Origin of the sequence: Pseudomonas idahonensis (genome assembly GCF_037903935.1) — a bacterium.
In the GTDB taxonomy this organism is placed as follows: domain Bacteria; phylum Pseudomonadota; class Gammaproteobacteria; order Pseudomonadales; family Pseudomonadaceae; genus Aquipseudomonas; species Aquipseudomonas danubii.
In genome coordinates this window covers 5,919,687-5,942,590 of sequence record NZ_CP149586.1, presented here as the reverse complement: position 1 = coordinate 5,942,590, position 22,904 = coordinate 5,919,687, and the positions used below count along the sequence as shown (strand labels likewise).

The 22,904-nt window shown below is 63.5% G+C and carries 19 protein-coding genes and 1 pseudogene; 11 read left to right on the top strand and 9 right to left on the bottom strand.

The features are described from left to right. Positions 1–178: 178 nt before the first annotated feature. The gene (locus WIN67_RS26865; RefSeq protein ID WP_339070275.1) at positions 179–2,608 is read right to left on the bottom strand and encodes a discoidin domain-containing protein; all 2,430 of its coding nucleotides are present in this window, start codon (positions 2,606–2,608) and stop codon (positions 179–181) included. A 274-nt stretch (positions 2,609–2,882) separates the two neighbouring features. Between WIN67_RS26865 and WIN67_RS26860 the strand changes: the two genes are divergently transcribed. Then, positions 2,883–4,217 carry a DEAD/DEAH box helicase gene (locus WIN67_RS26860; RefSeq protein WP_102882307.1) on the top strand — a complete coding sequence of 445 codons (1,335 nt, stop codon included), beginning with the start codon at positions 2,883–2,885 and terminating at the stop codon, positions 4,215–4,217. 77 nt (positions 4,218–4,294) lie between these two features. Here WIN67_RS26860 and WIN67_RS26855 read toward each other — a convergent pair whose 3' ends face one another. From WIN67_RS26855 to WIN67_RS26840, 4 genes and pseudogenes are all read right to left on the bottom strand, one after another. Then, entirely contained in the window at positions 4,295–5,527 is a 1,233-nt protein-coding gene (locus tag WIN67_RS26855) for a TIGR03862 family flavoprotein (protein ID WP_339070274.1), read from the bottom strand. 179 nt (positions 5,528–5,706) lie between these two features. Beyond that, positions 5,707–6,726 (bottom strand): UDP-glucose 4-epimerase GalE, encoded by a 1,020-nt coding sequence (gene galE, locus WIN67_RS26850; RefSeq protein ID WP_110652057.1) that lies wholly within the window; start codon positions 6,724–6,726, stop codon positions 5,707–5,709. A gap of 206 nt (positions 6,727–6,932) precedes the next feature. Next, positions 6,933–7,387 (bottom strand): annotated as a pseudogene (locus WIN67_RS26845) (transposase); the annotation flags it as partial. Positions 7,388–7,687: 300 nt separating this feature from the next. After that, on the bottom strand, positions 7,688–8,608 hold the full coding sequence (locus WIN67_RS26840) for a histone deacetylase family protein (RefSeq protein ID WP_102882304.1): 921 nt from the start codon (positions 8,606–8,608) through the stop codon (positions 7,688–7,690). 75 nt (positions 8,609–8,683) lie between these two features. On the opposite strand from WIN67_RS26840, the gene WIN67_RS26835 reads away from it, so the two are divergent. The 3 genes from WIN67_RS26835 (at position 8,684) to WIN67_RS26825 (ending at position 10,816) form a co-directional block, all read left to right on the top strand. Continuing rightward, positions 8,684–9,253 carry a GNAT family N-acetyltransferase gene (locus WIN67_RS26835; protein ID WP_102865387.1) on the top strand — a complete coding sequence of 190 codons (570 nt, stop codon included), beginning with the start codon at positions 8,684–8,686 and terminating at the stop codon, positions 9,251–9,253. Between the two features lie 103 nt (positions 9,254–9,356). After that, a complete protein-coding gene (gene tesB / locus WIN67_RS26830; RefSeq protein WP_102865388.1) occupies positions 9,357–10,226 on the top strand; it encodes an acyl-CoA thioesterase II in 870 nt (289 codons plus the stop codon). Beyond that, the gene (locus tag WIN67_RS26825) at positions 10,223–10,816 is read left to right on the top strand and encodes an HAD family hydrolase (RefSeq protein WP_170002312.1); all 594 of its coding nucleotides are present in this window, start codon (positions 10,223–10,225) and stop codon (positions 10,814–10,816) included. Before tesB ends, WIN67_RS26825 begins: the two co-directional genes overlap by 4 nt. Positions 10,817–10,902: 86 nt before the next feature. Here the strand turns inward: WIN67_RS26825 and WIN67_RS26820 are convergent, their stop codons facing one another. Next, the gene (locus WIN67_RS26820; protein WP_102865390.1) at positions 10,903–11,874 is read right to left on the bottom strand and encodes a hypothetical protein; all 972 of its coding nucleotides are present in this window, start codon (positions 11,872–11,874) and stop codon (positions 10,903–10,905) included. Next, the gene (locus WIN67_RS26815) at positions 11,875–12,768 is read right to left on the bottom strand and encodes a KPN_02809 family neutral zinc metallopeptidase (protein ID WP_265073797.1); all 894 of its coding nucleotides are present in this window, start codon (positions 12,766–12,768) and stop codon (positions 11,875–11,877) included. Between the two features lie 140 nt (positions 12,769–12,908). Here WIN67_RS26815 and pcaQ point away from each other — a divergent pair, with 140 nt between their 5' ends. From pcaQ to WIN67_RS26780, 7 genes are all read left to right on the top strand, one after another. Beyond that, positions 12,909–13,838 (top strand): pca operon transcription factor PcaQ, encoded by a 930-nt coding sequence (gene pcaQ, locus WIN67_RS26810; RefSeq protein WP_339070273.1) that lies wholly within the window; start codon positions 12,909–12,911, stop codon positions 13,836–13,838. A 103-nt stretch (positions 13,839–13,941) separates the two neighbouring features. Beyond that, positions 13,942–14,661: a protocatechuate 3,4-dioxygenase subunit beta gene (gene pcaH, locus WIN67_RS26805; protein ID WP_339070272.1), complete on the top strand. Its 720-nt coding sequence runs from the start codon at positions 13,942–13,944 to the stop codon at positions 14,659–14,661. 10 nt (positions 14,662–14,671) lie between these two features. Continuing rightward, positions 14,672–15,277 (top strand): protocatechuate 3,4-dioxygenase subunit alpha, encoded by a 606-nt coding sequence (gene pcaG, locus WIN67_RS26800; RefSeq protein ID WP_102865394.1) that lies wholly within the window; start codon positions 14,672–14,674, stop codon positions 15,275–15,277. Positions 15,278–15,493: 216 nt separating this feature from the next. Next, the gene (locus tag WIN67_RS26795; RefSeq protein WP_123390380.1) at positions 15,494–16,273 is read left to right on the top strand and encodes an IclR family transcriptional regulator; all 780 of its coding nucleotides are present in this window, start codon (positions 15,494–15,496) and stop codon (positions 16,271–16,273) included. Positions 16,274–16,534: 261 nt separating this feature from the next. Continuing rightward, entirely contained in the window at positions 16,535–17,587 is a 1,053-nt protein-coding gene (locus WIN67_RS26790; RefSeq protein ID WP_339070271.1) for a Gfo/Idh/MocA family oxidoreductase, read from the top strand. 7 nt (positions 17,588–17,594) lie between these two features. Then, positions 17,595–18,410 carry a sugar phosphate isomerase/epimerase family protein gene (locus WIN67_RS26785; protein WP_306383415.1) on the top strand — a complete coding sequence of 272 codons (816 nt, stop codon included), beginning with the start codon at positions 17,595–17,597 and terminating at the stop codon, positions 18,408–18,410. Between the two features lie 103 nt (positions 18,411–18,513). Beyond that, positions 18,514–19,392 carry a DMT family transporter gene (locus tag WIN67_RS26780; RefSeq protein WP_170002320.1) on the top strand — a complete coding sequence of 293 codons (879 nt, stop codon included), beginning with the start codon at positions 18,514–18,516 and terminating at the stop codon, positions 19,390–19,392. Positions 19,393–19,398: 6 nt separating this feature from the next. Here the strand turns inward: WIN67_RS26780 and WIN67_RS26775 are convergent, their stop codons facing one another. Next, positions 19,399–21,021: a methyl-accepting chemotaxis protein gene (locus tag WIN67_RS26775; RefSeq protein WP_213665069.1), complete on the bottom strand. Its 1,623-nt coding sequence runs from the start codon at positions 21,019–21,021 to the stop codon at positions 19,399–19,401. 90 nt (positions 21,022–21,111) lie between these two features. Continuing rightward, positions 21,112–22,446, bottom strand: a complete 1,335-nt coding sequence (locus WIN67_RS26770; protein WP_102882294.1) for an MFS transporter — start codon at positions 22,444–22,446, stop codon at positions 21,112–21,114. Between the last annotated feature and the right edge of the window lie 458 nt (positions 22,447–22,904).

The window sequence follows — 22,904 nt, the reverse complement described above, 5'->3', positions numbered from 1 at the left end:
TAGGTGCCTGGCAGGATCGCCGGGGCGGGTGGGGCGGAGCGTCCAGGCCGCTAAACAACAGCAGGGGGGCGGTGTCACAGAGAGGTTGGCGAGGTCACGCAGGCAGCGGCCACAGGGGCCGTGGCCTGCGCAGGGGGAAGGGGGCTGGTTGCCGGGGGCGTGAAGCCCCCGGCGGCTGTCAGTGACAGGGGCCGAGGTCGTTCCAGACCTTGCCGCTGAAGTCCGGCCCGGTGAACGCCGGGTTGCCCGGCTCCTGGCCTTGGGTCCACCAGCGGGCGAGGAAGAAGCGCCCGTTGTGGCTGACTTTCTGGCCGCCCAGGTAGGCCGTTGTGCGATTCCAGGCACCTGCGCAGCCAGGCGCCGTTTGCGGTGGGGCGAGGACCGTGACGCTGTGCTCGGCGGTCGCGGTTTTCTGGCCGTTGTCCACGCTCAGGGTGAAGCGGTAGCGGGTGTCCTGCTTGAGCTGCGGGGCGTTGAAGCTGACGCTTGCGCCGTCATAGCTGAAGTCCAGTGCCGGCGTGACTTGCCAGGCAAAGCTCAAGGCTTTGCCTTGCGGGTCGCTGGAACCCGAGGCATCCAGCAGCACCCGTTCACCGGCGTTGGCCTGGCTGCGACCGCTGATCACGGCGACAGGTGGCAGGCTGGCCTCGACTGGCTTGAGGGCAACGGACTTGACCTCGTTGTCGGCACTGAACTCGCCTTTGGCCAGCAGCGCCCAGGCGCTGGTTGGGCTGTCACCGCCATACACTTCGTAGCCCTTGATGTTGCCGGCGGCATCGTTGTTTTGCCGCGGCAGGTAATTCAAGGAAGAGAAGCCCCGCTCTGCTCCGAGGTCGATGATGATCTCGTGGGGATAGCTGGCACTGCCCGAACTCCAGTACGAGTTCGGTTTGCCATCGACGAACCACAGGCTGTTGTCGATGCCGGAGGTCTTGCCGTTGACCGAGTGGACGCGCCAGCCGTTTCTCGGCAGCGGCTTGCCCTTGGCGTCGGCCAGTAGCAGTTCGGCGATGCTGGCGACTTTGCTGCCGTTGATCGACGACGTGGCGACAAAACGCAGGTAGCGAGCCTGGCTGGTTTCCTGGGTCTTGGCGAAGACATGGCCTTCAAGCAACTGGTCGCTGGCGCTCTTGTTCTTCTCGGCTCGTACCCCGACGTACCAGCGTCCGGGCTTGGGATGGCTCACCCCCAGGGCGACGCCATGGTTTTCCAGGGAGCGGTAGTCATAGTCGCTGGCGGTGGGGCGGGCGCCGTGCTTGAGCAGCAGTTGCACCTTGCCCGCCCGTTCATGGCGCGGGCCGTGGTTGATCGACAACGCCAGGCGCTCGGTGCCCTCGGGAATATCCAGGGTCTCGTAGTGGATGACGTTCTGTTTCACGTCGATGGACTTGCTCAGCAGCGGTGTGACCTGTTCGTGGTCCATGGGGATCACCGCCGGGCTGTAGGCGGACATGCGCTGGGCGCCTTCACGCCACAGGCGAGCCATGTTGGCGGTGCCCAGTTGGCCCAGGGGCACGCCCAGGTTGTCCCTGACCTCCGGGTTGGAGTAGTAGCCCACGTGGTTGCCACACAGGATCGTGCCCACCCGGCCGTTGTGGTAGCCGAAACGGTCGCTGCTGCCGTCCGAGCAATGACCGCCGCCGATGTTGTGTCCCACCTCGTGGCGAAAGGTGGTGGGCGACTTGATGTTGTTGATCGAGTAACGGCCATTGACATTGCCCCAGCCGAGCATGGTGTCGACCCCCGGGGTGCCGACAAAGAACCCGGTCACCAGATCGGGGCTGTATTGCCGCATGCCTTCGGCAAACAGGCTGCTGACCTTGCGCAGGGTTCCGTCGGTGCCGGAGGTGATCGGGTGATCCTCGGCAATGACCTGGGTGCCCACCAGGCGCAGGCGTACCCCTTCGATCTGTGACTGGCGCAAGGCATGGTTGACCGAGGCGACCTGGGCCAGGGCGTAGGCTTCGTGGTCGCCGATGTAGTCGGCGGCAGCCTGGGAGAAACCGGCCAGCAGGTCGATGACGGTTTCGCCTTGGGCGTTGCGGTCGACCTGAAAGCTGCGCTGGCCGTTGCGGGTCTGCAGCAGGTTGGGCTCCTGGGCTTGCTCGGACTGCACATAGTCGATGTTGCCGGGCGCATGGGAGTGCCTGGTTTCGGCGGGGATCAGCGTCTGCTGACCATTGGCGTCGCCGCGAATGGTGGCATTGGGCAGCAGGGCGATGAAGCTGCCATCGCTGCGGGCGGTGACGACGACGTTGCTTTCACCGAATGCCAGGCGAGCGGGGCCCTGGGCCCGGCCCACCAGGACCTTGATGTCCTTGAAGCGATCGTCCTGATCCAGGCGCAGGGCGCCGATGCTCAGTCCGGTGGCCTGGGTCAGGCGCTCGGTACTGGCGGCAGGCGCGTTGCGCAGCCTGGGATCGGGGTTCAAGGCCTGGATGTCGATGAACGGGCCGCTGATCACAGCGGCGCTGGCAACGGCAGGTGTGGCGGGTGATGTCTCGTCGGCCAGGGCCGGGCTGGCCAAGGGCATGAGCAGGACGGCTCCCAGGCTGGCGGCGCGGATGGCGTCGGCCAGGGAAAGGTGAGGCAATTGGCGGTGGGGCATAACCACTCCAGGACAAGCACAGCGCAGTGCGACACCTGTATTGGCAATCGCTGAATGACGGGCGCTGATGAGATGGATTCGGGAGGTTTGCCGGCGCGGTGAATCTTATGAATCGACCTGTTGCTTGTACATGTCCGCCAGGCCTTTTCGGTCACGTACGAAGCAGCGGATGTGCGGGGATGCCAAGCGGCGGTAGGGAAAGCAAGCGCTTAAAAGTGCGGTAAACTGCCGCCCATTGCCTCTTCAGTGCTGACTTTTTCCTACGGTACCCCCCATGACATTCGCCACTCTTGGCCTGATCGAACCTCTGCTGCGCGCCCTCGAAACCCTCGGCTACCAGACCCCGACCCCGGTGCAGGCGCAAGCCATTCCGGCGGTGCTGGGCGGGCGTGACCTGATGGCGGCTGCCCAGACCGGCACCGGCAAGACTGCCGGTTTTGCCTTGCCGCTGCTGCAGTTGCTGACCATGGAAGGGCCGAAGGTCGACAGCAACTCGGTGCGCGCGCTGATCCTGGTGCCGACCCGCGAGCTGGCCGAACAGGTTCACGAAAGCGTGCGTCAGTACGCCGAGCACCTGCCGCTGCGCACCTACGCGGTGTACGGCGGGGTCAGCATCAACCCGCAGATGATGAAGCTGCGCAAAGGTATCGATCTGCTGGTGGCGACCCCGGGGCGTCTGCTGGACCTGTTCCGCCAGAACGCGGTGAAGTTCAGCCAGTTGCAGACCCTGGTGCTGGATGAGGCCGACCGCATGCTGGATCTGGGCTTCTCCGAGGAGCTCAAGAGCATCTATGCCGCGCTGCCGAAGAAGCGCCAGACCCTGCTGTTCTCCGCCACGTTCTCCGACGCCATCCGCCAACTGGCCGGGCAGATGCTCAACGACCCGCTGAGCATCGAGGTCAGCCCGCGCAACGTGGCCGCCAACACGGTCAAGCAATGGGTGGTGCCGGTGGACAAGAAGCGCAAGCCGGAACTGTTCAGCCACCTGCTGCGCAAGAACCGCTGGAAGCAGGTGCTGGTGTTCGCCAAGACCCGCAACGGCGTGGATGCGCTGGTGGAAAAGCTTCAGGGCCAGGGCGTGAACGCCGACGGCATCCATGGCGACAAGCCCCAGGCCACGCGCCAGCGCGCCCTGGACCGGTTCAAGGCCAGCGAGATCCAGATCCTGGTGGCCACCGACGTGGCGGCCCGTGGCCTGGACATCGAAGACCTGCCGCTGGTGGTCAACTTCGACCTGCCGATCGTCGCTGAGGACTACATCCATCGCATCGGTCGTACCGGCCGTGCCGGCTCCACCGGTGAGGCGATCTCCCTGGTGTGTGCCGACGAAGTCAACCTGCTGTCGGCGATCGAGATGCTCACTCGCCAGACTTTGAAGCGCCATGAAGAGCAGGACTTCGAGCCCGAGCACCGGGTGCCGGAAACCGACGCCAGTGGCCAGGTGGTGAAAAAACCGAAGAAGCCCAAGAAACCGAAAACTTCCGGCGGTGGCGGCAAGCGCAACCTGGGCAAGTGGGTGGACAGTGGTGAAGTGGCCGAAGCGCCAGCGGTGAAACCGGTACGCAAGGTCCCGGCGTTCAACACCGGGCCACGCAAGCGCAAGCCTTGATCTGAATTGTGCTGACCTCTTCGCCGGCCAGTCGGCTCCTACAATCCCCGTAGGAGCCGGCTGGCCGGCGAAGCTATTTATGGCCGGTGTTGCAGCCACTCCAGCATTCCCAGCCCGGCCCGACGGCCGCTGGCAAAGCAGGCGGTCAGCAGATAGCCGCCGGTGGGGGCTTCCCAGTCGAGCATTTCCCCGGCGCAGAACACCCCGGGTAGTTGCTCCAGCATCAGTCGTTCATCCAGCGCTTCGAAGGCGACGCCGCCGGCGCTGCTAATGGCCTCGTCCAATGGGCGGGTCTTCACCAGCGTCAAGGGCAGAGCCTTGATCGCCGCCGCCAGGCGCGCCGGATCGTTGAAGGTGTCGGCGCCCGTCAGCTCACGCAGCAACCCCGCTTTCACCCCCTCGATCCCCAACTGACTCTGCAGGTGCTTGGCCATGGAGCGCGAGCCACGCGGCTTGGCCAGGGCGGCCTGGACCTTGTCCCGAGGCTTGCCCGGCAGCAGGTCGATATGAACGGTGGCTTGCCCGTGCTGGTGGATGTTGTCGCGGATCGGCGCCGACAGGGCATAGATCAGACTGCCTTCGATGCCGCTGGCAGTGATCACGCATTCCCCCAGCCGGGGGATGTCGTCATTGAGGCCGATGGCCACGTTCTTCAGCGGCGCCCCGGCGAATTTGCTGCGCAGCAACTCGCTCCAGGCACTGACCTCAAACCCGCAATTGCTTGGTTGCAAGGGGGCTACCTGCACTCCGCGCTGTTGCAGCAGGGGCAGCCACGCCCCATCAGAACCCAGGCGCGACCAACTGCCACCGCCCAGTGCCAGCAGGGTTGCATCGGCCTCTACCGCGCGCTCGCCTTCGGGGTGCCGGATGCGCAGGCTGCCGTCGGCATTCCAGCCCAGCCAGCGGTGCCGGGTGTGGATAACCACCCCGGCGTCGCGCAGGCGCTTGAGCCAGGCGCGCAGCAGCGGCGCGGCTTTCATGTCGGTGGGGAACACCCGTCCCGAGCTGCCGACGAAGGTGTCGATACCCAGGCCGTGAATCCATTGGCACAAGGCCTCGGCGCCGAACTCGCGCAGCAGCGGGGCGATGTGCGGGGCTCGCTCGGCATAGCGCGAGAGGAAGGCCGGGTAGGCTTCGGAGTGGGTGATGTTCATGCCACCGACCCCGGCCAGGAGGAACTTGCGGCCCACCGATGGCATGCCGTCGTACAGATCGACCCGAACGCCGGCCTGGCTCAGTACCTCGGCAGCCATCAGGCCGGCGGGACCGCCGCCGATGATCGCGACGTGGGAAGTAGGGGAGGGGGACATCAAAAAGCCTAGAAAATGGGAGGGGTGGTTATTGTAAGCAATGCTCGGGAACAGCACCTGCTGGATGAGTTGCCGGCCATTGGTACAACGTCATGACCGGCAGTAACCAAGTCCTTGATTAAATCTGCACGAACCCCGTAAACGCATGAAACAGTCGCGCCGGCCAGTGCAGTCTTCATTTAAGACGACCGGTACCCATCTGGGTTATTCGACTGCCAACGCCACGTATCCTCCATCATCTCCTTCAACCCGAGCTCCGCCTTCCAGCCCAGATCCTGAAGTGCCTTGGACGGGTCTGACCAGCATTGCGCAATGTCGCCCTGGCGACGTGGGGAGAAAGTGTGGGGAATGCTGCAGCCAGAGGCGTCCTCGAAGGCTTGGATCATCTCCAGTACTGAGTAACCCACCCCAGTCCCGAGGTTCCAGGCATTTATACCGGTGTGCTGGGAAATGTAGTTCACGGCTGCTACGTGCCCTTTGGCAAGATCAACTACATGAATGTAGTCCCGAACACCGGTGCCATCGGGGGTCGGATAGTCGTTGCCATAGATGGAAAGTCTTTCGAGTTTTCCCACTGCGACACGGCTTATGTAGGGCAGTAGATTTTCCGGCAGGCCGTTGGGGTCCTCGCCCAGAAGTCCACTCTGATGTGCGCCCACCGGATTGAAGTAGCGCAGCAGGGCAACTGACCAGCGTGGATCGGCTGCTGCCATATCCTGCAGCATCTTTTCTACCATTAACTTGGAGGTGCCATAGGGGTTGGTAGGTGTTCCCAGCGGGCAGCTCTCGACAATCGGTATCTGCACCGGGTCGCCGTACACTGTGGCGGAGGAACTGAACACCAGGCGGTAGACGCCTGCGGTGGCCATGGCCTGGCACAAGGTGATGCTGCCACTCACGTTGTTCTGATAGTAGGACAAGGGTTGCTTTACGCTCTCACCGACGGCTTTCAGGCCAGCGAAGTGCAATACCACATCAATCTCGTGCTGGGTAAAAATACGCTCAAGGATGGCGCGGTCGCAAACATCACCTTGAACAAATACAGGGGTGCGACCGGTAATTTGTTGCACGCGCTGTAGCGAGAGCATGGAACTATTGCACAGGTTATCCAGAACCACCGCCTCGTGGCCTGCTTGAAGCAATTCCAGCAATGTGTGTGAACCAATATACCCTGCACCGCCAGTTATTAAGAACCGCATAGTTATGAGCCTGTTTCAAGTGAGTGCTGACAGTCCGGCCGCAGTATTATCTGGATCTGATGGTGGATTTTGAAAAATGATACAGCACTGCCAATAGGTTTTTAACGCTTTCATTCTGACAACATAATAAAATTTTCTCGCGTCAAGCCCGATGTCCAGTGCGCTTTTCAGATCGCAGGATCTTGCTTTTGATCACTCGCAAACGTGGTCCCTTCACACAAATACACGGTGATGTCCCGGAAAAAGCGCTCGACCATGTTCATCCAAGAGCTGAACGTCGGGGGGAAATGCACTTGGAAGTGTTTATGTTTTTCCAGCAACGCTTTCATATTGGGATGCTTGTGGGGGGTGTAGTTGTCGGTCATCAAATGCAGTTGTAGATGCTTGGGTATTTCTCGATTGATCTTCTTGAGCAACTTCCAGCCACTGTTGATGCCGATGTTGATATTCAATATTCCTAATCAAATGCCCCTGTAGTTAGTTCAGGCCGTGAACAGCGTGGCGGTGCCATGACGCACACAATCGTGCGACTGCATCATGCTTCGGCAGCTCCATCGAGCTTTACCGATGCGTGGTTGAGTGACTGGCTCAAGGACGCGACGCACAGCTTCGCGGGGCAGAAAAGGTTTACGGCCCCACCTGGCTTATCGAGCAAACCGTTATCTGGCAACGAGTGTGGGCGTCGAAAAACCCCAGGGAGGTGTGTCGCTACCCTGATCAAAAAACAGACACCGCTCTGCAAGCCTTGCAGAGCAAGGGATCTAGCGCCTTTCACTCAGGTTATCCACAGGCAGCTCCACAGGTATTGGGGGTAAGCGATCCACAACAACATGACCGTCTGGTGACATTGATCAAAAAACAGGCGATTGCCTTGAAGCCCCGTAGAGCAAGGGCTGTAGAGGCTTTCTCCCAGGTTATCCACAAGCGGCTCCACAGTGGATGTGGGTAAGGCTGCAAGGGCTCAGTAGCAGCCTGACGACTCCCAGACTCGTTGTGCGCTGTGGTGGAGGATGCCGTGGCGTCGGGCCAGGGCCTGGCGATCCTTGCTGTAGCCGCCGCCGATCACGCCGACCACCGGGATGTCGCGGCCCAGGCAATGGCGCATGACTCGCTCGTCACGCTCGGCCAGGCCGGCATCGGTGAGCTTGAGGTAGCCCAGGGCATCGTCCTGGTGCACGTCGACCCCGGCGTCGTAGAGCACCAGATCCGGCTGATACAGGGGCAGCAGGTAGTTGAGAGCGTCGTCCACCACCTTGAGGTAGTCGGCGTCGCCCATGCCCATGGGCAGCGGGATATCCCAGTCACTCTGGGCCTTGCGTGCGGGGAAGTTCTTTTCACAGTGCAACGAGACGGTCACCGCGTCGGGGGTATGTTGCAGGATCCGAGCGGTGCCATCGCCCTGATGCACGTCGCAGTCGAAGATCAGCACCCGTCCCACTCGCCCGCTTTGCAGCAGGTAATGGCTGATCACGGCCAGGTCGTTGAAGATGCAGAACCCCGCCGGGTAGTCGTAGTGGGCGTGGTGGGTACCGCCGGCCAGGTGGCAGGCCAGGCCATGTTGCAGCGCCTTTTCGGCCGTGAGCAGGGAGCCGCCGACAGCGCGCACCGTGCGCCGGGCCAGGGCTTCGCTCCAGGGCAGGCCGAGGCGCCGCTGGTCTTCCCGGGACAACTCGCCGCTCATGTAGCGTTCGATATAGCCAGGGTCGTGGGCCAGGGCGAGGATGTCGGCCGGGCACAGCTCGGGGCGCAGCAGATCGGCATCGTGGGTCAGGCCACTGTCCACCAGGTGGTCGCGCAGCAGGCGGAACTTGTCCATGGGAAAGCGGTGCTCCGCCGGGAACTCGGGGCTGTAGTCGTCGTGATAGATCAGTGGCAATGACATGGCATTTTCTTAGAGGAACCCGTGAAGGATCCTACCAGCGATGTAGACTTGCACCCACGGAAACGGAGGGGCCTGATGGAGCCAATACTGCAACTCGAAAGCGCGCGTCTGCTGCTGCGCCAGTGGCGTGACGATGATTTGCCGGCATTTGCCGCGATGTGTGCCGATCCGCAGGTCATGCGCTACTTTCCCGCGCCCCTGAGTCGTCTGGAAAGTGCCGCGCTGATCGGGCGCATACGCGGGCATTTCGCCGAACATGGCTTTGGCCTCTGGGCGCTTGAACGTAAGGATAACGGCGCCTTTATCGGCTTTACCGGGCTGCTGGAGGTGGGTTTCGAAGCGCCCTTTACCCCTGCGGTGGAGATCGGCTGGCGCCTGGCCCGGGAACACTGGGGCCTGGGGTATGCCAGCGAAGCGGCCTGGACTGCCTTGCGTTGCGCTTTCGATCGACTGGCCCTGGACGAAGTCGTGGCCTTCACCACCCGCAATAACCTGCCGTCGCAGAAAGTCATGCAGGCCATTGGCATGCATCACGCGGCCCAGGAGGATTTCGAACACCCGAAACTCGCCGCCGATCATCCGTTGCGCGAGCATGTGCTGTACCGCATTACCCGCGAACAATGGCTGGAAACCTTGCATGGATAGCAGGCGCGCACGTTTAGAATGTGCCGACGAGATACCTGGCCCCAATTGATATCACCGCCGCAGCCGAGATTGCGCGGTGTTGCCCTGTGTGAGGAGAGTCTGAATGAGTCATGTGCTGGATGATCTGGTCGATCTGTTGACCCTGGAAGCCATTGAAGAAAACCTGTTTCGCGGTCGCAGCCAGGACCTGGGTTTTCGCCAGCTGTTTGGCGGCCAGGTGCTCGGCCAGTCGTTGTCCGCGGCCAGTCAGACGGTAGAGGAAGCACGTCACGTGCATTCCATGCACGGCTACTTCCTGCGTCCCGGCGACGCCGCCTTGCCGGTGGTCTACCAGGTGGATCGGGTGCGCGACGGCGGCAGCTTCAGCACCCGGCGGGTGACGGCGATCCAGAAGGGCAACCCGATCTTCACCTGCAGTGCTTCCTTCCAGTACGACGAAGAAGGCTTCGAGCACCAGAACAGCATGCCCCAGGTGGTCGGGCCGGAGAACCTGCCGTCGGAGCTGGAAATCACCACCCAGCGCGCGCACCTGATTCCCGAGCACATGCGCGAGAAGCTGCTGTGCCCCAAGCCCATCGAAGTGCGCCCGGTGACCGAGAAGGACCCCTACAACCCGCAGCCGATGGACCCGGTGAAGTACGTCTGGTTCCGCGCCGACGGTGCTCTGGCGGACATCCCGGCGCTGCACAAATACCTGCTGGCCTACGCGTCGGACTTCGGCCTGCTGACCACTTCGATGCTGCCTCATGGCAAGTCGGTGTGGCAGAAGGACATGCAGGTCGCCAGCCTCGATCACGCCTTGTGGTTCCACGCCGACCTGCGGGCCGACGACTGGCTGCTGTACGCCATGGACAGCCCCTGGGCCGGTAACTCCCGGGGCTTCTCCCGGGGCAGCGTGTTCAACCGTGCCGGTCAACTGGTAGCCTCGGTGACTCAGGAAGGGTTGATCCGTCATCGCAAGGATTGGGCATGAGTCTTTCAGACATAGAACATTGGGTGTTCGACATGGACGGCACCCTGACCATCGCCGTGCATGATTTCGCGGCGATCCGCCAGGCGCTGTCGATTCCTCCGGAGGACGACATCCTCACTCACCTGGCGGCCTTGCCGGCAGAGGAGTCTGCGGCCAAGCACGCCTGGCTGCTGGAGCACGAGCGCGACCTGGCCCTGGGTTCGCGCCCGGCGCCGGGTGCGGTGGAACTGGTGCGGGAACTGGCCGGACGCGGTTATCGCCTGGGCATCCTCACCCGCAATGCCCGGGAGCTGGCCCACGTGACCCTGGAAGCCATCGGCCTGGCGGACTGCTTTGCCAAGGCGGATGTGCTGGGGCGCGACGAGGCCCCGCCCAAACCCCATCCCGGTGGTTTGCTGAAACTGGCCGAGGCTTGGGATGTGGCGCCGCAGCGCATGGTCATGGTCGGTGACTACCGCTTCGACCTGGACTGTGGACGGGCAGCGGGAACGCGCACGGTGCTGGTGAACCTGCCGGACAACCCCTGGCCGGAGCTGACCGACTGGCATGCCCGGGATTGCGCGCAGTTGCGCGAACTGCTGTCGGCCTGAGGGCCTGTTCGCTGGTAAGTCGGTTCTTACCCGTCCCGTAGGAACCGCCTTGCCGGCGAAAGCGTCATTTCAGACAGCGCCTTTCTCTACTTGAACAGCGCCGCCTGCCCTGCGGGGGAGGTGAACATCTTGTCGCCGTCATGCCCGACCCCGGGCACTTCCACCAGCCGTTGTGGCAAGCCTTGCGGGTGACGCCGCATCAGGTAGTCGAAGTAGTTGTGCCCGCGAATCAGCCGGTAGGCGCCCTGGGTCTCGGCCGCGCAGCTCTTGTCCAGGGCCGGGTGGTTGGGGTCGATGTCCTGCTGGCCCAGCAGGTAGGTGATGTGGCGTGTCACGTAGCCTTGTTCGAGCTGCGCCGGGGATGGGGCGCTGGCATAGGCCGGGAGCCGGTTCAGGCCATATTTCCAGTCGTTGAACCCCGGGCAACTGGCCGGCTCGAAAGCCACCGGGCGCGTTGCATCGAAGTAGGCGTAGGACGACGGATTGGCGATCACGTAGCGCAGTTCGATTCCGGACTGCTTCAACTCGGCATGTTGCCCTGTGGTCAGGGCATAGCGCTGTACCACCTGGGCGCCCCCGGAGTGGCCGGCAATCACCACTTCCTTGAGTGCAGGAAAGAACTGGCGGTCCTGCAGACGCTGGAGGACGGCATCCAGTACCGCGTAGGAGCTGATGGCCACGGGGCCGGCAGCAGGTTCGCCGGCCATCCAGTCATTACCTTTCCAGCGCAGTAGCGCGTCCGGTAGCTGATGGCGGGCGATGTCACTCTGGTTGAGAAACTGGGGGGCGATCACCAGGGTTGCGGCGCTTTGCCCTGCTTGTCGTGAAGCACTTTCGCCGCTCTTCAGGTAAGTCTGGGCGTTGCGCAGCCGACCGTGAACCATGATCAGCGCGCGCTGCACCCCGGGCAGTGGCTGGCGCCAGTCCTGGCTCAGGCCCAGGGCCAGTTGCCCGCCCTCCAGGGGCAGGCGTTCGGGGCTGACGACCTTGACTGTGTGTTCCGCGGCCTGGGCGCCCAGGCAGCCCAGGCACAGTAATGCCGCCAGCAGTCGGCCCATCTACAGGCTCTTGGCGGCGAAGGTATCGCACTGGCCAACCTGGCCCTGGCTGAAGCCGGTCTTGAACCAGCGCACCCGTTGCGCCGAGGTGCCGTGGGTGAAGGAATCCGGTACGACCCGGCCCTGGCCCTGTTGCTGCAGTCGGTCGTCACCGATGGCATTGGCAGCGTTCAGGGCTTCTTCCACATCCCCGGGCTCCAGCCAGTTCAGGCGCTTCTGCCCATGGTAGGCCCAGACCCCAGCCAGACAGTCGGCCTGCAATTCCTGGCGCACCAGTAGTCCGCCGTCACCTTCCATTTGCCGGCCTTGCTGGCGTGCGGCCTGCATTTTCGCCGAGACCCCCAGCAGGGTCTGTACGTGGTGCCCGACTTCATGGGCAATCACGTAGGCCTGGGCGAAGTCGCCGGCAGCGGAAAAGCGCTGGGCCATCTCGCGGAAGAAGTCCATGTCCAGGTACACCTGCTGATCGGCAGGGCAATAAAAGGGGCCGCTGGCAGAGGTGGCGGAGCCGCAGGCGGAGTTGACCCGGCCACGGAACAGAATCAGCTTGGGCGCCTGATACTGGCGGCCGGCCTGCTGGAAGATCTGGCCCCAGGTGTCTTCGGTGTCGCCGAGGATGGCGCGGACGAACTCCGCCTGCTCGTCATTGGCCGGTGGGCTCTTGCGCGCCTGGGTGGTGGCCGGGGCCGAAGTCTGGCTGCTCTGGCCCACCAGTTGACCGAGGATCTGCAGCGGGTCCTGGCCGGTGGCCCAGCCGATACCGACGATCAGGATGATCGCCGTCAGGCTCAGCCCCTTGCCACCGCCAAAACGCAGGCCGCCACCACCGCCGCCACCGCTGTCATTTCGCGCATCCACGACGTTGTCGCTGCGCCGGCCTTTTTTCCAAAGCATGGGGGAGTCCTCGTTTTTTTCTGCTGGTCAGTGTTGCTGCTGGCATGAAGCGGCGCCAGTCCGGTCGTCAGGGATTTTTGCGCACGCTACCATGGCCCGATTGCGGATCTCTCCGCTCCTGGCGCATTCGGGGCTCCCTATTGAACATCGATACCCGCATCAAATTCCGTCACTTGGTGTGTTTTCTTGAAATGGCCCGCCAAGGCAGCCTGGCGCGGGCCGCCGACGTGCTGTCGGTGAGCCAGCCGGCAATGTCGAAAACCCTCAAGGAACTGGAGGAGCTGCTGGACACTCGGCTGTTTGCCAGGAGCAAGGCCGGGCTCAGCCTGACCGAAGCCGGGCGAGCCTTCCTGCGCTATGCCGGGCCTTCGGTGCAGGCCCTGCGCGAAGGCGTCAGCAGTTTGCGCGGCGGCGAATACGCTGCCGGGCTGGTACGTATCGGCGTGTTGTCCACCGTGGAAAGCCTGCTGCTGCCGGAGGTGATGCGGCGCCTGCACCAGCGGCATTCGGCGTTGACCGTGAGTGTGCTGACCGGCCCCAGCGCCCATCTGCTTTCGCAACTGCGAGTCGGTGACCTGGATCTGGTGGTCGGCCGCATGACCGAGAGTCCGGAGATCCACGGCCTGAGCTTCGAGCACCTGTACAGCGAATCCATGACCCTGGTGGCCCGCCCCGAGCATCCCCTGGCGACCGGGCCCCTGGATCGCGATGCGCTCAGCGCCTATCCGCTGGTACTGCCCCTGGCTGGCACCAGCATTCGCAAGCACGCCGACAGCCTGTTCATTCAGTGCGGTATCGCCCAGCCGCAACAACGCCTGGAAACCCTGTCGGTGGCCCTGAGCCGGCGCTACACCCTGTCCAGCGATGCATTGTGGATAGCGCCGCTGGATGCGGTGCGTCTGGACCTGGCCAATGGCGAGTTGCAGGAGCTGGATCTGGGCCTGCGCGAGCCCGGCGGTTCGGTGGGTATCTCCAGCAATGCCAGCCTGCCGCTGTCCCTGGCGGCGCAATGGGCGGTGGATGTGCTCAGGGAAGTGGGGCGGGCCTATCACGAGGGCAGTTATCCATAACCTTTTGGTTATGGATAGCGGGCGGCTTTTCAATTTTCCCCGCTCCTGGTTTGTTTGAAACTGCGCCGGCTGCGCTCCATAAATCAAACAACAGGAGATCGACATGTCTGATGCAGACAGCAGTCGCTTCGTGATTCGCGACCGTAATTGGCACCCCAAGGCCCTGACCCCCGACTACAAGACCTCCGTCGCCCGCTCGCCGCGCCAGGCACTGGTGAGCATTCCGCAATCGGCCAGCGAAACCAGCGGCCCGGACTTCTCCCACTTGCGCACCGGGCGTTTCGATAACGACTTGCTGCTCAACTTCAACCACGGCGGCTTGCCGATCGGGGAGCGGATCATCGTTTCCGGGCGGGTCTGCGATCAATATGGCAAGCCGATCCCCCACACCCTGGTGGAAATGTGGCAGGCCAACTCCGGTGGCCGTTACCGGCACAAGAACGACCGCTACCTGGCGCCCCTGGACCCGAACTTCGGCGGCGTCGGCCGAGCCCTCACCGACCGTGACGGCTACTACAGCTTCCGCACCATCAAGCCCGGGCCTTACCCCTGGCGCAACGGTCCCAACGACTGGCGCCCGGCGCATATCCACTTCTCCATCAGCGGCCCGTCGATTGCCACGCGGCTGATCACCCAGCTGTATTTCGAAGGCGACCCGTTGATCCCGCTGTGCCCGATCGTCAAGTCCATCGCCAACCCGGACGCGGTGCAGAGCCTGATCGCGCGCCTGGACATGGGCAACGCCAACCCCATGGATTGCCTGGCCTACCGCTTCGACATCGTGCTGCGCGGCCAGCGCAAGACCCACTTCGAAAACTGCTGAGGAGCCTGCCATGCCTGTTCAACTGCTGCCTGAAACCCCCTCGCAAACGGCCGGCCCCTATGTGCACATCGGCCTGGCCCTGGCGGCGGCGGGAAATCCGACCCGTCCCGAGGAAATCTGGAACCAGATGGCCAAGCCTGATGCGCCGGGCGAGCGGATTCTGCTGATCGGCCATGTGTACGACGGCAACGGCCACCTGGTGCGCGACTCCTTCCTGGAGTTCTGGCAGGCCGATTCTGCCGGGGTCTACGACCCGGTGTTCGACACGGAAAAGCCCTTCAACTGCTTTGGCCGCACCGCCACCACCTTCGATGCCGGGGAATGGACCCTCCATACCGTCAAGCCCGGGGTGGTGAACAACGCCGCCGGCGTGCCGATGGCGCCGCACATCAACCTGTCGCTGTTTGCCAGGGGGATCAACATCCACCTGCATACCCGGTTGTACTTTGCCGACGAGCCGGAGGCTAACGCCCAGTGCCCGGTGTTGAACCTGATCGAGCAGCCGCAACGTCGGGAAACCCTGCTGGCTCACCCCTGTGAAGTGAACGGCCAGCGCGCCTACCGCTTCGATATCCGCATTCAGGGTGAGGGCGAGACGGTGTTCTTCGATTTTTGACCCAGCGTCCCGCCACGGATGGCAAGCTTCGGTCCTGACTGGTTTATGGAAGGTTGTTCCAAAAAATAGCCGGGCTCGGCTAATCTGCGCACAAGACGTTGTGCCGGGCCCCAAGGTCCGGCCTCGTCGCTTCTGGGCGGTCATCGAACCCTGCCGCGCAGTTCCCCAACCGGCCCGTTGTCACTAGAATCGGCCAAATTTTGTCGGGACCCGACCATGGCTGGCAGTCAAATCGAACGCGTCTTCAGCGTTCTCGAACGTCTTACCGGTGATCCCCGCGGCCTGCCGTTGCAGACCCTGGCGGAACAACTGGAGATCCCCAAAAGTGCAACCCATCGCCTGCTGGCGGAGTTGATTCGCCTGGGCTACGTGCGCCAGAACCCGGACAACCTGCGTTACCAACTGTCCACCCGGCTGGTGGCCATGGGCTTTCGCTACCTGTCGGTCAGCGGCGCCGACATTGTCCAGCCGGTGCTCGATCGTCTGGCCCAGGAGTCCGGCGAGCTGGTGCGCCTGGGAGTGATCGAGGGCGAGCGCCAGACCTGGATCGCCAAGTCCCAGGGCGCCCGTTCCGGGCTGCGTTACGACCCGGACATGGGCCGCGAGGCGCCGCTGTTCTACACCGCTTCCGGGCATGCCTGGCTGGCCACGCTGAGTGACGCCGAGGCGTTGTCGCTGGTGGAACGCCAGGGTGTGGAGCCCCCGGCGGACCTGGGGCCCAATGCACCGCGCTCGAACATCGAGTTGCTGGAGCGCCTGCGCCTGGCCCGCGAGCAGGGCTATGCCTGGGTCGAAGAAAGCTCGGCGGTCGGCACCTCGGCGATTGCCGCGGTGGTGCGCCATCCCATCGATGGCCGGGTGGTGGGCGTGCTCAGCATCGCCGGTCCCAGCGCGCGCCTACCGTTGGCGCGGCTGCATGAACTGGCGCCGTTGCTGCTGCGATTTGCCGAAGAGCTGTCGGCCGCCAGCCAGGCTTCCGAACTGTTCAACCTGTAGCTGCTGCCGAGCCTGCGAGGCTGCGCAAAGGCCCGCAGGGTCTTGCTTGGCGATCTACCGTCGGGCGTGTGGTGGCCTTGATATCGCCGCGTCTGTTGCACAGCCGTTCGCAGCCTGCGGCAGCGGCTACACAGACTTCGGCTCGGCACAAAGCCGTTCGATAATCGGACGGTATTTTTTATCCCTCTTGTATGAAAGTGGAACTGAGTTCTAAATATTTGGAATTCATTGTCCCTATAACAATCACAAGAGGATCTTCCATTGAATCCGCCACTGCGCATTGCCCTGATCGGCGTCGGCAATATGGGGCAGCAGCACTATCAGCACCTCAAGACCCTGGCCGAGGTCCGACTGTGCGCCGTGGCCGATCCGGGGCCCCAGGCGCAAGCCATCGCCGGGCAATGGCAGGTGCCGCATTACAGCGATCACCGGACCTTGCTCAAGGACGTGCGCCCGGATGCGGTGATCGTCGCCAATCCCAACAACCTCCACGTCAGCACGGCCCTGGATTGTCTGGCCGCAGGCGTGCCGGTGCTGCTGGAAAAACCCGTGGGCGTGCACCTGGATGAAGTGCGCGAGCTGGTGGCGGCATCGCGCAACACTGGCGTGCCGGTGCTGGTGGGGCACCATCGACGACACAACCCGTTGATCGCCCGCGCCCATGAGCTGGTGCACAGCGGCGCTCTGGGCCGGCTAACCACGGTCACTGCACTCTGGCAGTTGCAAAAGCCCGAGAGCTACTTCGACATCCCCTGGCGCCGTGAGCCCGGCGCCGGCATGTTGCTGACCAACCTGATCCACGACCTCGACCTGCTGCGCCACCTGTGCGGCGAAGTGCGACAAGTGCAGGCCATCACCAGCAATCACGTGCGTGGTTACGCCAATGAAGATTGCGCCGCGGTGCTGTTGCAGTTCGACAGCGGCGCCCTGGGCAGCCTCACCGGTTCCGACGCGGTGGCCGCGCCCTGGAGCTGGGAGCTGGATTCCGGGGAGAACCCGGTGTACCCGCGCCAGGCCGATCAGCCTTGCTACCTGCTGGCCGGCACTCAGGGGGCCTTGAGCATTCCCCAGCTCAAGCGCTGGCATTACGCCCAAGCCGGGGCCGGCTGGCATCAGCCCTTGCTGATGCAGCAGGAAGCCTTTGATCCGGGCGAGGCCCTGCGCTTGCAATTGCAGCACTTCGTCCAAGTCGCCCGCGGCGAAGTCGCGCCGCTGGTCAGCGCCGCCGATGCCGCGCGCACCCTGGCGCTGATTGAAGCCATTCGCCAGGCCGCCGCCACGGGCCGCGCCTGCACCCCCACCCCTATTGAGTGAACGACTGATGAGTGAGCGGATTTTTTCCCTGGCCAGCCTGACCGTGCTGGAGCTGTCGCCGCCAGAGATGGTGGACGTGGCGGCCCGTGCCGGCTACAGCCATGTGGGCCTGCGGCTGGTGCCGGCAACCCCGGAGGAACATCACTTCCCGCTGGTGGCCGATGCCGGCTTGCGGCGCCAGACCCTGGCGCGCCTGCGTGATACCGGCGTGCGGGTGCTGGATGTGGAGATCCTGCGGCTCAAGCCACAGACCCGGGTCCGCGACTTCGAGGCGGTGCTGGCGGTGGGCGCCGAGTTTGCCGCCAGCGAGTTGCTGGTGGCGGGCAATGATCCCGATGAGGCGCGCATGACCGACAACTTCGCCGCCTTGTGCGATCTGGCGCGGCAGTACGGGCTGCATCCCCATCTGGAATTCATGCCCTGGACCGATGCACGCAACCTGGAACAGGCGCTGCGGGTGGTGGAAAACGCCGGCCGTGACAATGGCTGCGTGCTGGTGGACGCCTTCCATTTCGACCGTTCGGGTTCGCGCCTGGAGGACCTGGCCAAGGTTGATCCGGCGCGCCTGCGTTATGCACAGTTGTGCGACGTTGCCGGGCCACGGCCGGACGATATGCAGGAGATCCTGCGTCAGGCCCGTAACGAGCGGCGCTTTCCAGGGGAGGGCGATTGTGATCTGGCGGGGCTGCTCAAGTGCCTGCCGGAGAACCTGCCCCTGAGTCTGGAAATTCCCACGGTGCAATTGCTCGAACAGGGCGTGAGTGCCTTGCAGCGGGCACAGATGGCGCTGGATGCAACTCGCGCGCTGCTGGCCAGGACCTGAGTGGGCGGGAGGGCTTTCGCCAGCAAGCCGGCTCCTACAAATACCCGCTAGGAGCCGGCTTGCCGGCGAAGCTGTGTCTTCAATACACCTTCAAGGAATGCCCATGACCCGCAGCACGCCCCTCTCCGGGACCAACCACCCCTTCAAGGGCATCCTGCTGATCGTCCTGGCGACCTTTCTGTTCGCCAGCCACGATGCCCTGTCCAAATACCTCTCGGGGTTTTTCCCGGTGATCATGGTGGTCTGGGCCCGTTACCTGATCCATACCTTGCTGATGGCCGGGATCTTCCTGCCGCAATCGGGCCTGCGGGTGCTGCGCAGCAAGCGACCGCTGCTGCAATTGCTGCGGGCCTTGTGCCTGCTGAGCACCAGTTTGCTGTTCACCTCGGCATTGCTGTTCATTCCCCTGGCCGAGGCCACGGCGGTCAACTTTCTCGCGCCGGTGCTGGTCACCGCGTTGTCGGTGCCCTTGCTCGGCGAACAGGTGACCCGCGGCCAATGGCTGGCGGTGATCTGCGGTTTCATCGGGGTGCTGATCATCGTGCATCCGGGGGGCGAGCTGTTCACGCCGGCGGTGTTGCTGCCGTTCTGCTCGGCGCTGTTCTTCTGTTTCTATCAGTTGCTGACCCGCAAGCTGGCCGAGCATGACAGCCCCACCACCAGCAACTTCTTCGCCGGGCTGTGCAACACCCTGGTGATGAGTGCGCTGGTGCCGTTCTTCTGGCAGACCCCGGGCTTTGTCCATGGCCTGTTGATGCTGGCGCTGGGTGCTTGCGGCATGAGTGCCCACCTGTTCCTGACCCAGGCCTTTCGTCACGCGGCGCCGGCGCTGCTGGCGCCGTTCGGCTATTGCCAGATTGTCTTTGCCGGGCTGCTGGGCTGGCTGCTGTTCAACCACACGCCGGATGCGATTACCCAAGTGGGCATCGCCGTGATCTGCCTCAGCGGGCTGGCGGCGGCGTGGCAGCAACGCCGCCGCTGAGACGACTCAGAAACGGAAGCGCACCACCAGGTTCTGCAGGCCGGCCGCCAAGTGCGACAGCTCCTGGCTGGTGGCGTTGGTGCGCGTGGCGGCGTCGGCGCTTTCCAGGGACAGGTCGCGGATGTTCAGCAGGTTGCGGTCCACTTCACGGGCCACCTGGGCCTGTTCTTCCGAGGCACTGGCGATCACCAGGTTGCGCTCGTGGATCTGCTCCATGGCCCGGGTGATTTCCCCCAGGGCCAGCCCGGCCTGTTCGGCGATGGACAGGGTCTGGGCCACCCGCTGATTGTTGCCGTGCATGGACTGCACCACGCTGTCGGTGTCGCCCTGGACCCGGCCGATCATCTGTTCGATTTCCTGGGTCGACTGCTGGGTGCGATGGGCCAGGGCCCGCACTTCATCTGCCACCACGGCAAAGCCGCGGCCGGCTTCCCCGGCCCGCGCGGCCTCGATGGCGGCGTTCAGGGCCAGCAGGTTGGTCTGTTCGGCAATGGCGCGGATCACGTCCAGCACCTTGCCGATTTCCCTTGATTGCTCGGCCAGGGTCTGCACTTGCTGCAAGGCGGTGCCGACATCGCTGCTCATGGCCTGGATCGAGTCCAGGGTCTGGATCACCCGGGCCTGCCCCTGGGTCGCCTGGGTGGTGGACTGGCGGGTGGTGTCGGAGGTGGACACCGCGTTGCGCGCCACTTCCTCGACGGCCACGGTCATCTCGTTGACGGCGGTGGCGGCTTGCTCGATTTCGTTGTGTTGCTGCTGCAGGCGGCTGGAGTCCTGGTGGGTGCTCTGGCTCATCTGTTGCGCGGCGGCGGCCAGCTGGGTCGAGGTGCTGCTGATCAGTTGCAGGGTTTCACGCAGGCTGGCCTGCATGCTGGCCAGGGCCTTGAGCAGGCGCGCGGTTTCATCGCTGCCCTCGCTGTGGATCGGTCGGCTGAGATCGCCGGCGGCCACTTGCTCGGCCACGCCCACGGCCTGGCGGATGGGCACGACGATGCTGCGAATCAACAGCCAGGCCAGGCACAGGGTCAGCAGGGCGACGGCGATCAGGGCGCCGATCACCGTGATTTTTACCTGGGTGTACAGCGCGTCTGCATGCTGGGCCGACTGGCTGACTTCCTCGGCAGTGAGGTTCATCAGTTCGGCGAACTGGTCGCCGGTCTGGGTCGAGTAATCCTGGATCTTGCCGTTGAGCAGGGCCGTCATCTCGCTGCTGCGATTGTCCTGGGACAGGGCTTCGTACTGGGCCAGGGCCTGTTGGTAGCTTTTTACCGTGGCGAGGAATGTCTCGTATTGCACCCGGTTGTGATCGCCCACCAGCGGCGCGAACCTGGCCAGGGCCTGGTCGAGCCAGGCTTGTACCTGATGCAGGCGGGCAATGGTGCTTTCCAGCACTTTGGGTTCACGGTTGAGGGCCATGCGCAGGCTCAGCACGCGGATGCTCAACACGTAGTCGCGCACTTCTCCCAGGTAGCGGGTGCTGGGCAGGGAAATGTTTTCGGTGTGCTGGCCGGTGGCGCGGACTTCGGCCACTTGCTTGAGGGCGAACAGCCCCTGCAGCAGGACCAGCAGGGCAATCACGCCGAAGCTGATCACGGCGCGTTTGGCGATGCTCAGGTTACCCAGCGTCATGGAACGATCTCCGAGTGTGGAAAAACAAAAGGGGGGAGGGGGAGCCGATAAAAAAACGCAGGCCCTGAGCGGGCCTGCGTGAAAGGAGCATCAGTCTTCTACGTGAGGAATCTTGCGCGGGGCCATGAAGTACATCCAGGTCAGGGCGATGAAGTACATGGCCGGGATCAGGGTGAACAGCAGGGTGTAGTTGTTGTTGGTGACGGTCAGGATGTGGCCGACGATCTGGGTCATGAACATGCCGCCGATGGCCGCGCACATGCCGCCAAAGCCGAACACGGTGCTCATCATGTGCTTGGGCGTGTAGTCCATCACCAGGCTCCAGATGTTGGCAGTCCAGGCCTGGTGGGCACCGATCCCCAGGGAGATGGCGAACACGGCCAGCCACAGGTTGGCGGTGCCGGCGGCCATGATCACGCCGATGATGCAGCAGGCGAACAGGAACATCGACAGCAGCCGCGCCTTGATCGGGTTCATGCCGCGACCGATGAGGAACGAGGAGAGGATGCCGCCACCGACGCTGCCGAAGTCGGCGGTCAGGTAGATGATGATCAGCGGGATGCCCATCTGGGTGACGTTGATCCCCAGGTTGTACTGCTGGTTGAGGAACGGCGGCAGCCAGTACAGGTAGAACCAGAACACCGGCGCGGTCAGCGAGTAGGCCAGGGCGAAGGCCCAGGTGCCACGCATGCGCAGGATGCGGCTGAAGGGCACGCGGGTCGGCTCGGGTTCTACTTGTTGCTGGATGTAGGCCAGTTCCGAGGCTTTGACGCTGGGGTGATCTTCCGGGTTGAAGTACTTCAGGCCCCAGAACAGCAGCCAGACGCCGCCCAGTGCCGCCATGCACAGGAACGCCGCTTGCCAGCCCCAGGCGTGGAGGATCAACGGCAGCAGCATGGGGGTGAACATAGCGCCGACGTTGGTCCCGGCGTTGAAGATGCCGGTGGCTACCGCGCGTTCGCCGGCCGGGAACCACAGGCGCGTGGTCTTCACGCAGGCCGGGTAGTTGGCGGCTTCAGTGAGCCCGAGAATGAAGCGGCAAACCATGAAGCCTGCCGCCGAAGTGGCCAGGCCATGAGCGCCGGTGGCCAGGCTCCACAGCAGCACGGCGAAGAAGAACACCCGTTTCACGCCGACTCGGTCGATCAGTCGCCCTTGCAGCACGAAGCCCACGGCGTAACCGACCTGGAACCAGAAGTTGATGTTGGCGTAGTCCATCGCCGTCCAGTTCATTTCCTTGGCCAGGATCGGCTGCATCACGCCCAGTGCGGCGCGATCGATGTAGTTCAGGGTGGTGGCGAAGAACACCAGGGCGAGCATGCCCCAGCGGGTCTTGCCGACGGCCATGGCGCCGCGGATCTTGTCGCCGATGCCGCCGGCAACACTGAGGCTCGGGGCGATGCGAGAGCTTTGGGAAGGAATCATATAGGCCATCCGTTCAGTGACTGACGAGCCAGGGCTCGTCGGAACTCAAGGGCGCGTGATCAATCGTCAGCGAGGGCATGAGCGCCTGGGACTGGGTGATTGATCGGCTGGTTTGGTTCGTCGAGCCGTTGATTGCGGACCGGCGAACGCCATCGGTACGACGCTCCGCTCAGGGCAGTAGCGGGTCGTGATCCAGGGTGCCGATTGAGGCCGTTCCAGGCGCGAGCCAAAGGGATGAGCAGCAGGGCGGGGCGTTGAGTGCAAGCATGAGGATGTACCCGATTTTTAAAATTTTTATGGTGTGTTCTGGGTCTGGGTGATTGAAGCCACGGTTTCTTGGGGCGGCTCAATGTGCTGTCGATGGTGCGCAGTGGCTGAAAAATCGTCAATTCGCCAAGCGGCTTTTTGTTCGATAATCGAACACAAAACTAACTGGTTCGTACACTTTAAATCATGCT

Excerpts from the sequence above, each read along its gene's own strand:
- WIN67_RS26865 (WP_339070275.1), bottom strand. The coding sequence starts at position 2,608 with ATGCCCCACCGCCAATTGCCTCACCTTTCCCTGGCCGACGCCATCCGC.
- WIN67_RS26860 (WP_102882307.1), top strand. The coding sequence starts at position 2,883 with ATGACATTCGCCACTCTTGGCCTGATCGAACCTCTGCTGCGCGCCCTC.
- WIN67_RS26855 (WP_339070274.1), bottom strand. The coding sequence starts at position 5,527 with ATGTCCCCCTCCCCTACTTCCCACGTCGCGATCATCGGCGGCGGTCCC.
- galE (WP_110652057.1), bottom strand. The coding sequence starts at position 6,726 with ATGCGGTTCTTAATAACTGGCGGTGCAGGGTATATTGGTTCACACACA.
- WIN67_RS26840 (WP_102882304.1), bottom strand. The coding sequence starts at position 8,608 with ATGTCATTGCCACTGATCTATCACGACGACTACAGCCCCGAGTTCCCG.
- WIN67_RS26835 (WP_102865387.1), top strand. The coding sequence starts at position 8,684 with ATGGAGCCAATACTGCAACTCGAAAGCGCGCGTCTGCTGCTGCGCCAG.
- tesB (WP_102865388.1), top strand. The coding sequence starts at position 9,357 with ATGAGTCATGTGCTGGATGATCTGGTCGATCTGTTGACCCTGGAAGCC.
- WIN67_RS26825 (WP_170002312.1), top strand. The coding sequence starts at position 10,223 with ATGAGTCTTTCAGACATAGAACATTGGGTGTTCGACATGGACGGCACC.
- WIN67_RS26820 (WP_102865390.1), bottom strand. The coding sequence starts at position 11,874 with ATGGGCCGACTGCTGGCGGCATTACTGTGCCTGGGCTGCCTGGGCGCC.
- WIN67_RS26815 (WP_265073797.1), bottom strand. The coding sequence starts at position 12,768 with ATGCTTTGGAAAAAAGGCCGGCGCAGCGACAACGTCGTGGATGCGCGA.
- pcaH (WP_339070272.1), top strand. The coding sequence starts at position 13,942 with ATGTCTGATGCAGACAGCAGTCGCTTCGTGATTCGCGACCGTAATTGG.
- pcaG (WP_102865394.1), top strand. The coding sequence starts at position 14,672 with ATGCCTGTTCAACTGCTGCCTGAAACCCCCTCGCAAACGGCCGGCCCC.
- WIN67_RS26795 (WP_123390380.1), top strand. The coding sequence starts at position 15,494 with ATGGCTGGCAGTCAAATCGAACGCGTCTTCAGCGTTCTCGAACGTCTT.
- WIN67_RS26785 (WP_306383415.1), top strand. The coding sequence starts at position 17,595 with ATGAGTGAGCGGATTTTTTCCCTGGCCAGCCTGACCGTGCTGGAGCTG.
- WIN67_RS26780 (WP_170002320.1), top strand. The coding sequence starts at position 18,514 with ATGACCCGCAGCACGCCCCTCTCCGGGACCAACCACCCCTTCAAGGGC.
- WIN67_RS26775 (WP_213665069.1), bottom strand. The coding sequence starts at position 21,021 with ATGACGCTGGGTAACCTGAGCATCGCCAAACGCGCCGTGATCAGCTTC.
- WIN67_RS26770 (WP_102882294.1), bottom strand. The coding sequence starts at position 22,446 with ATGATTCCTTCCCAAAGCTCTCGCATCGCCCCGAGCCTCAGTGTTGCC.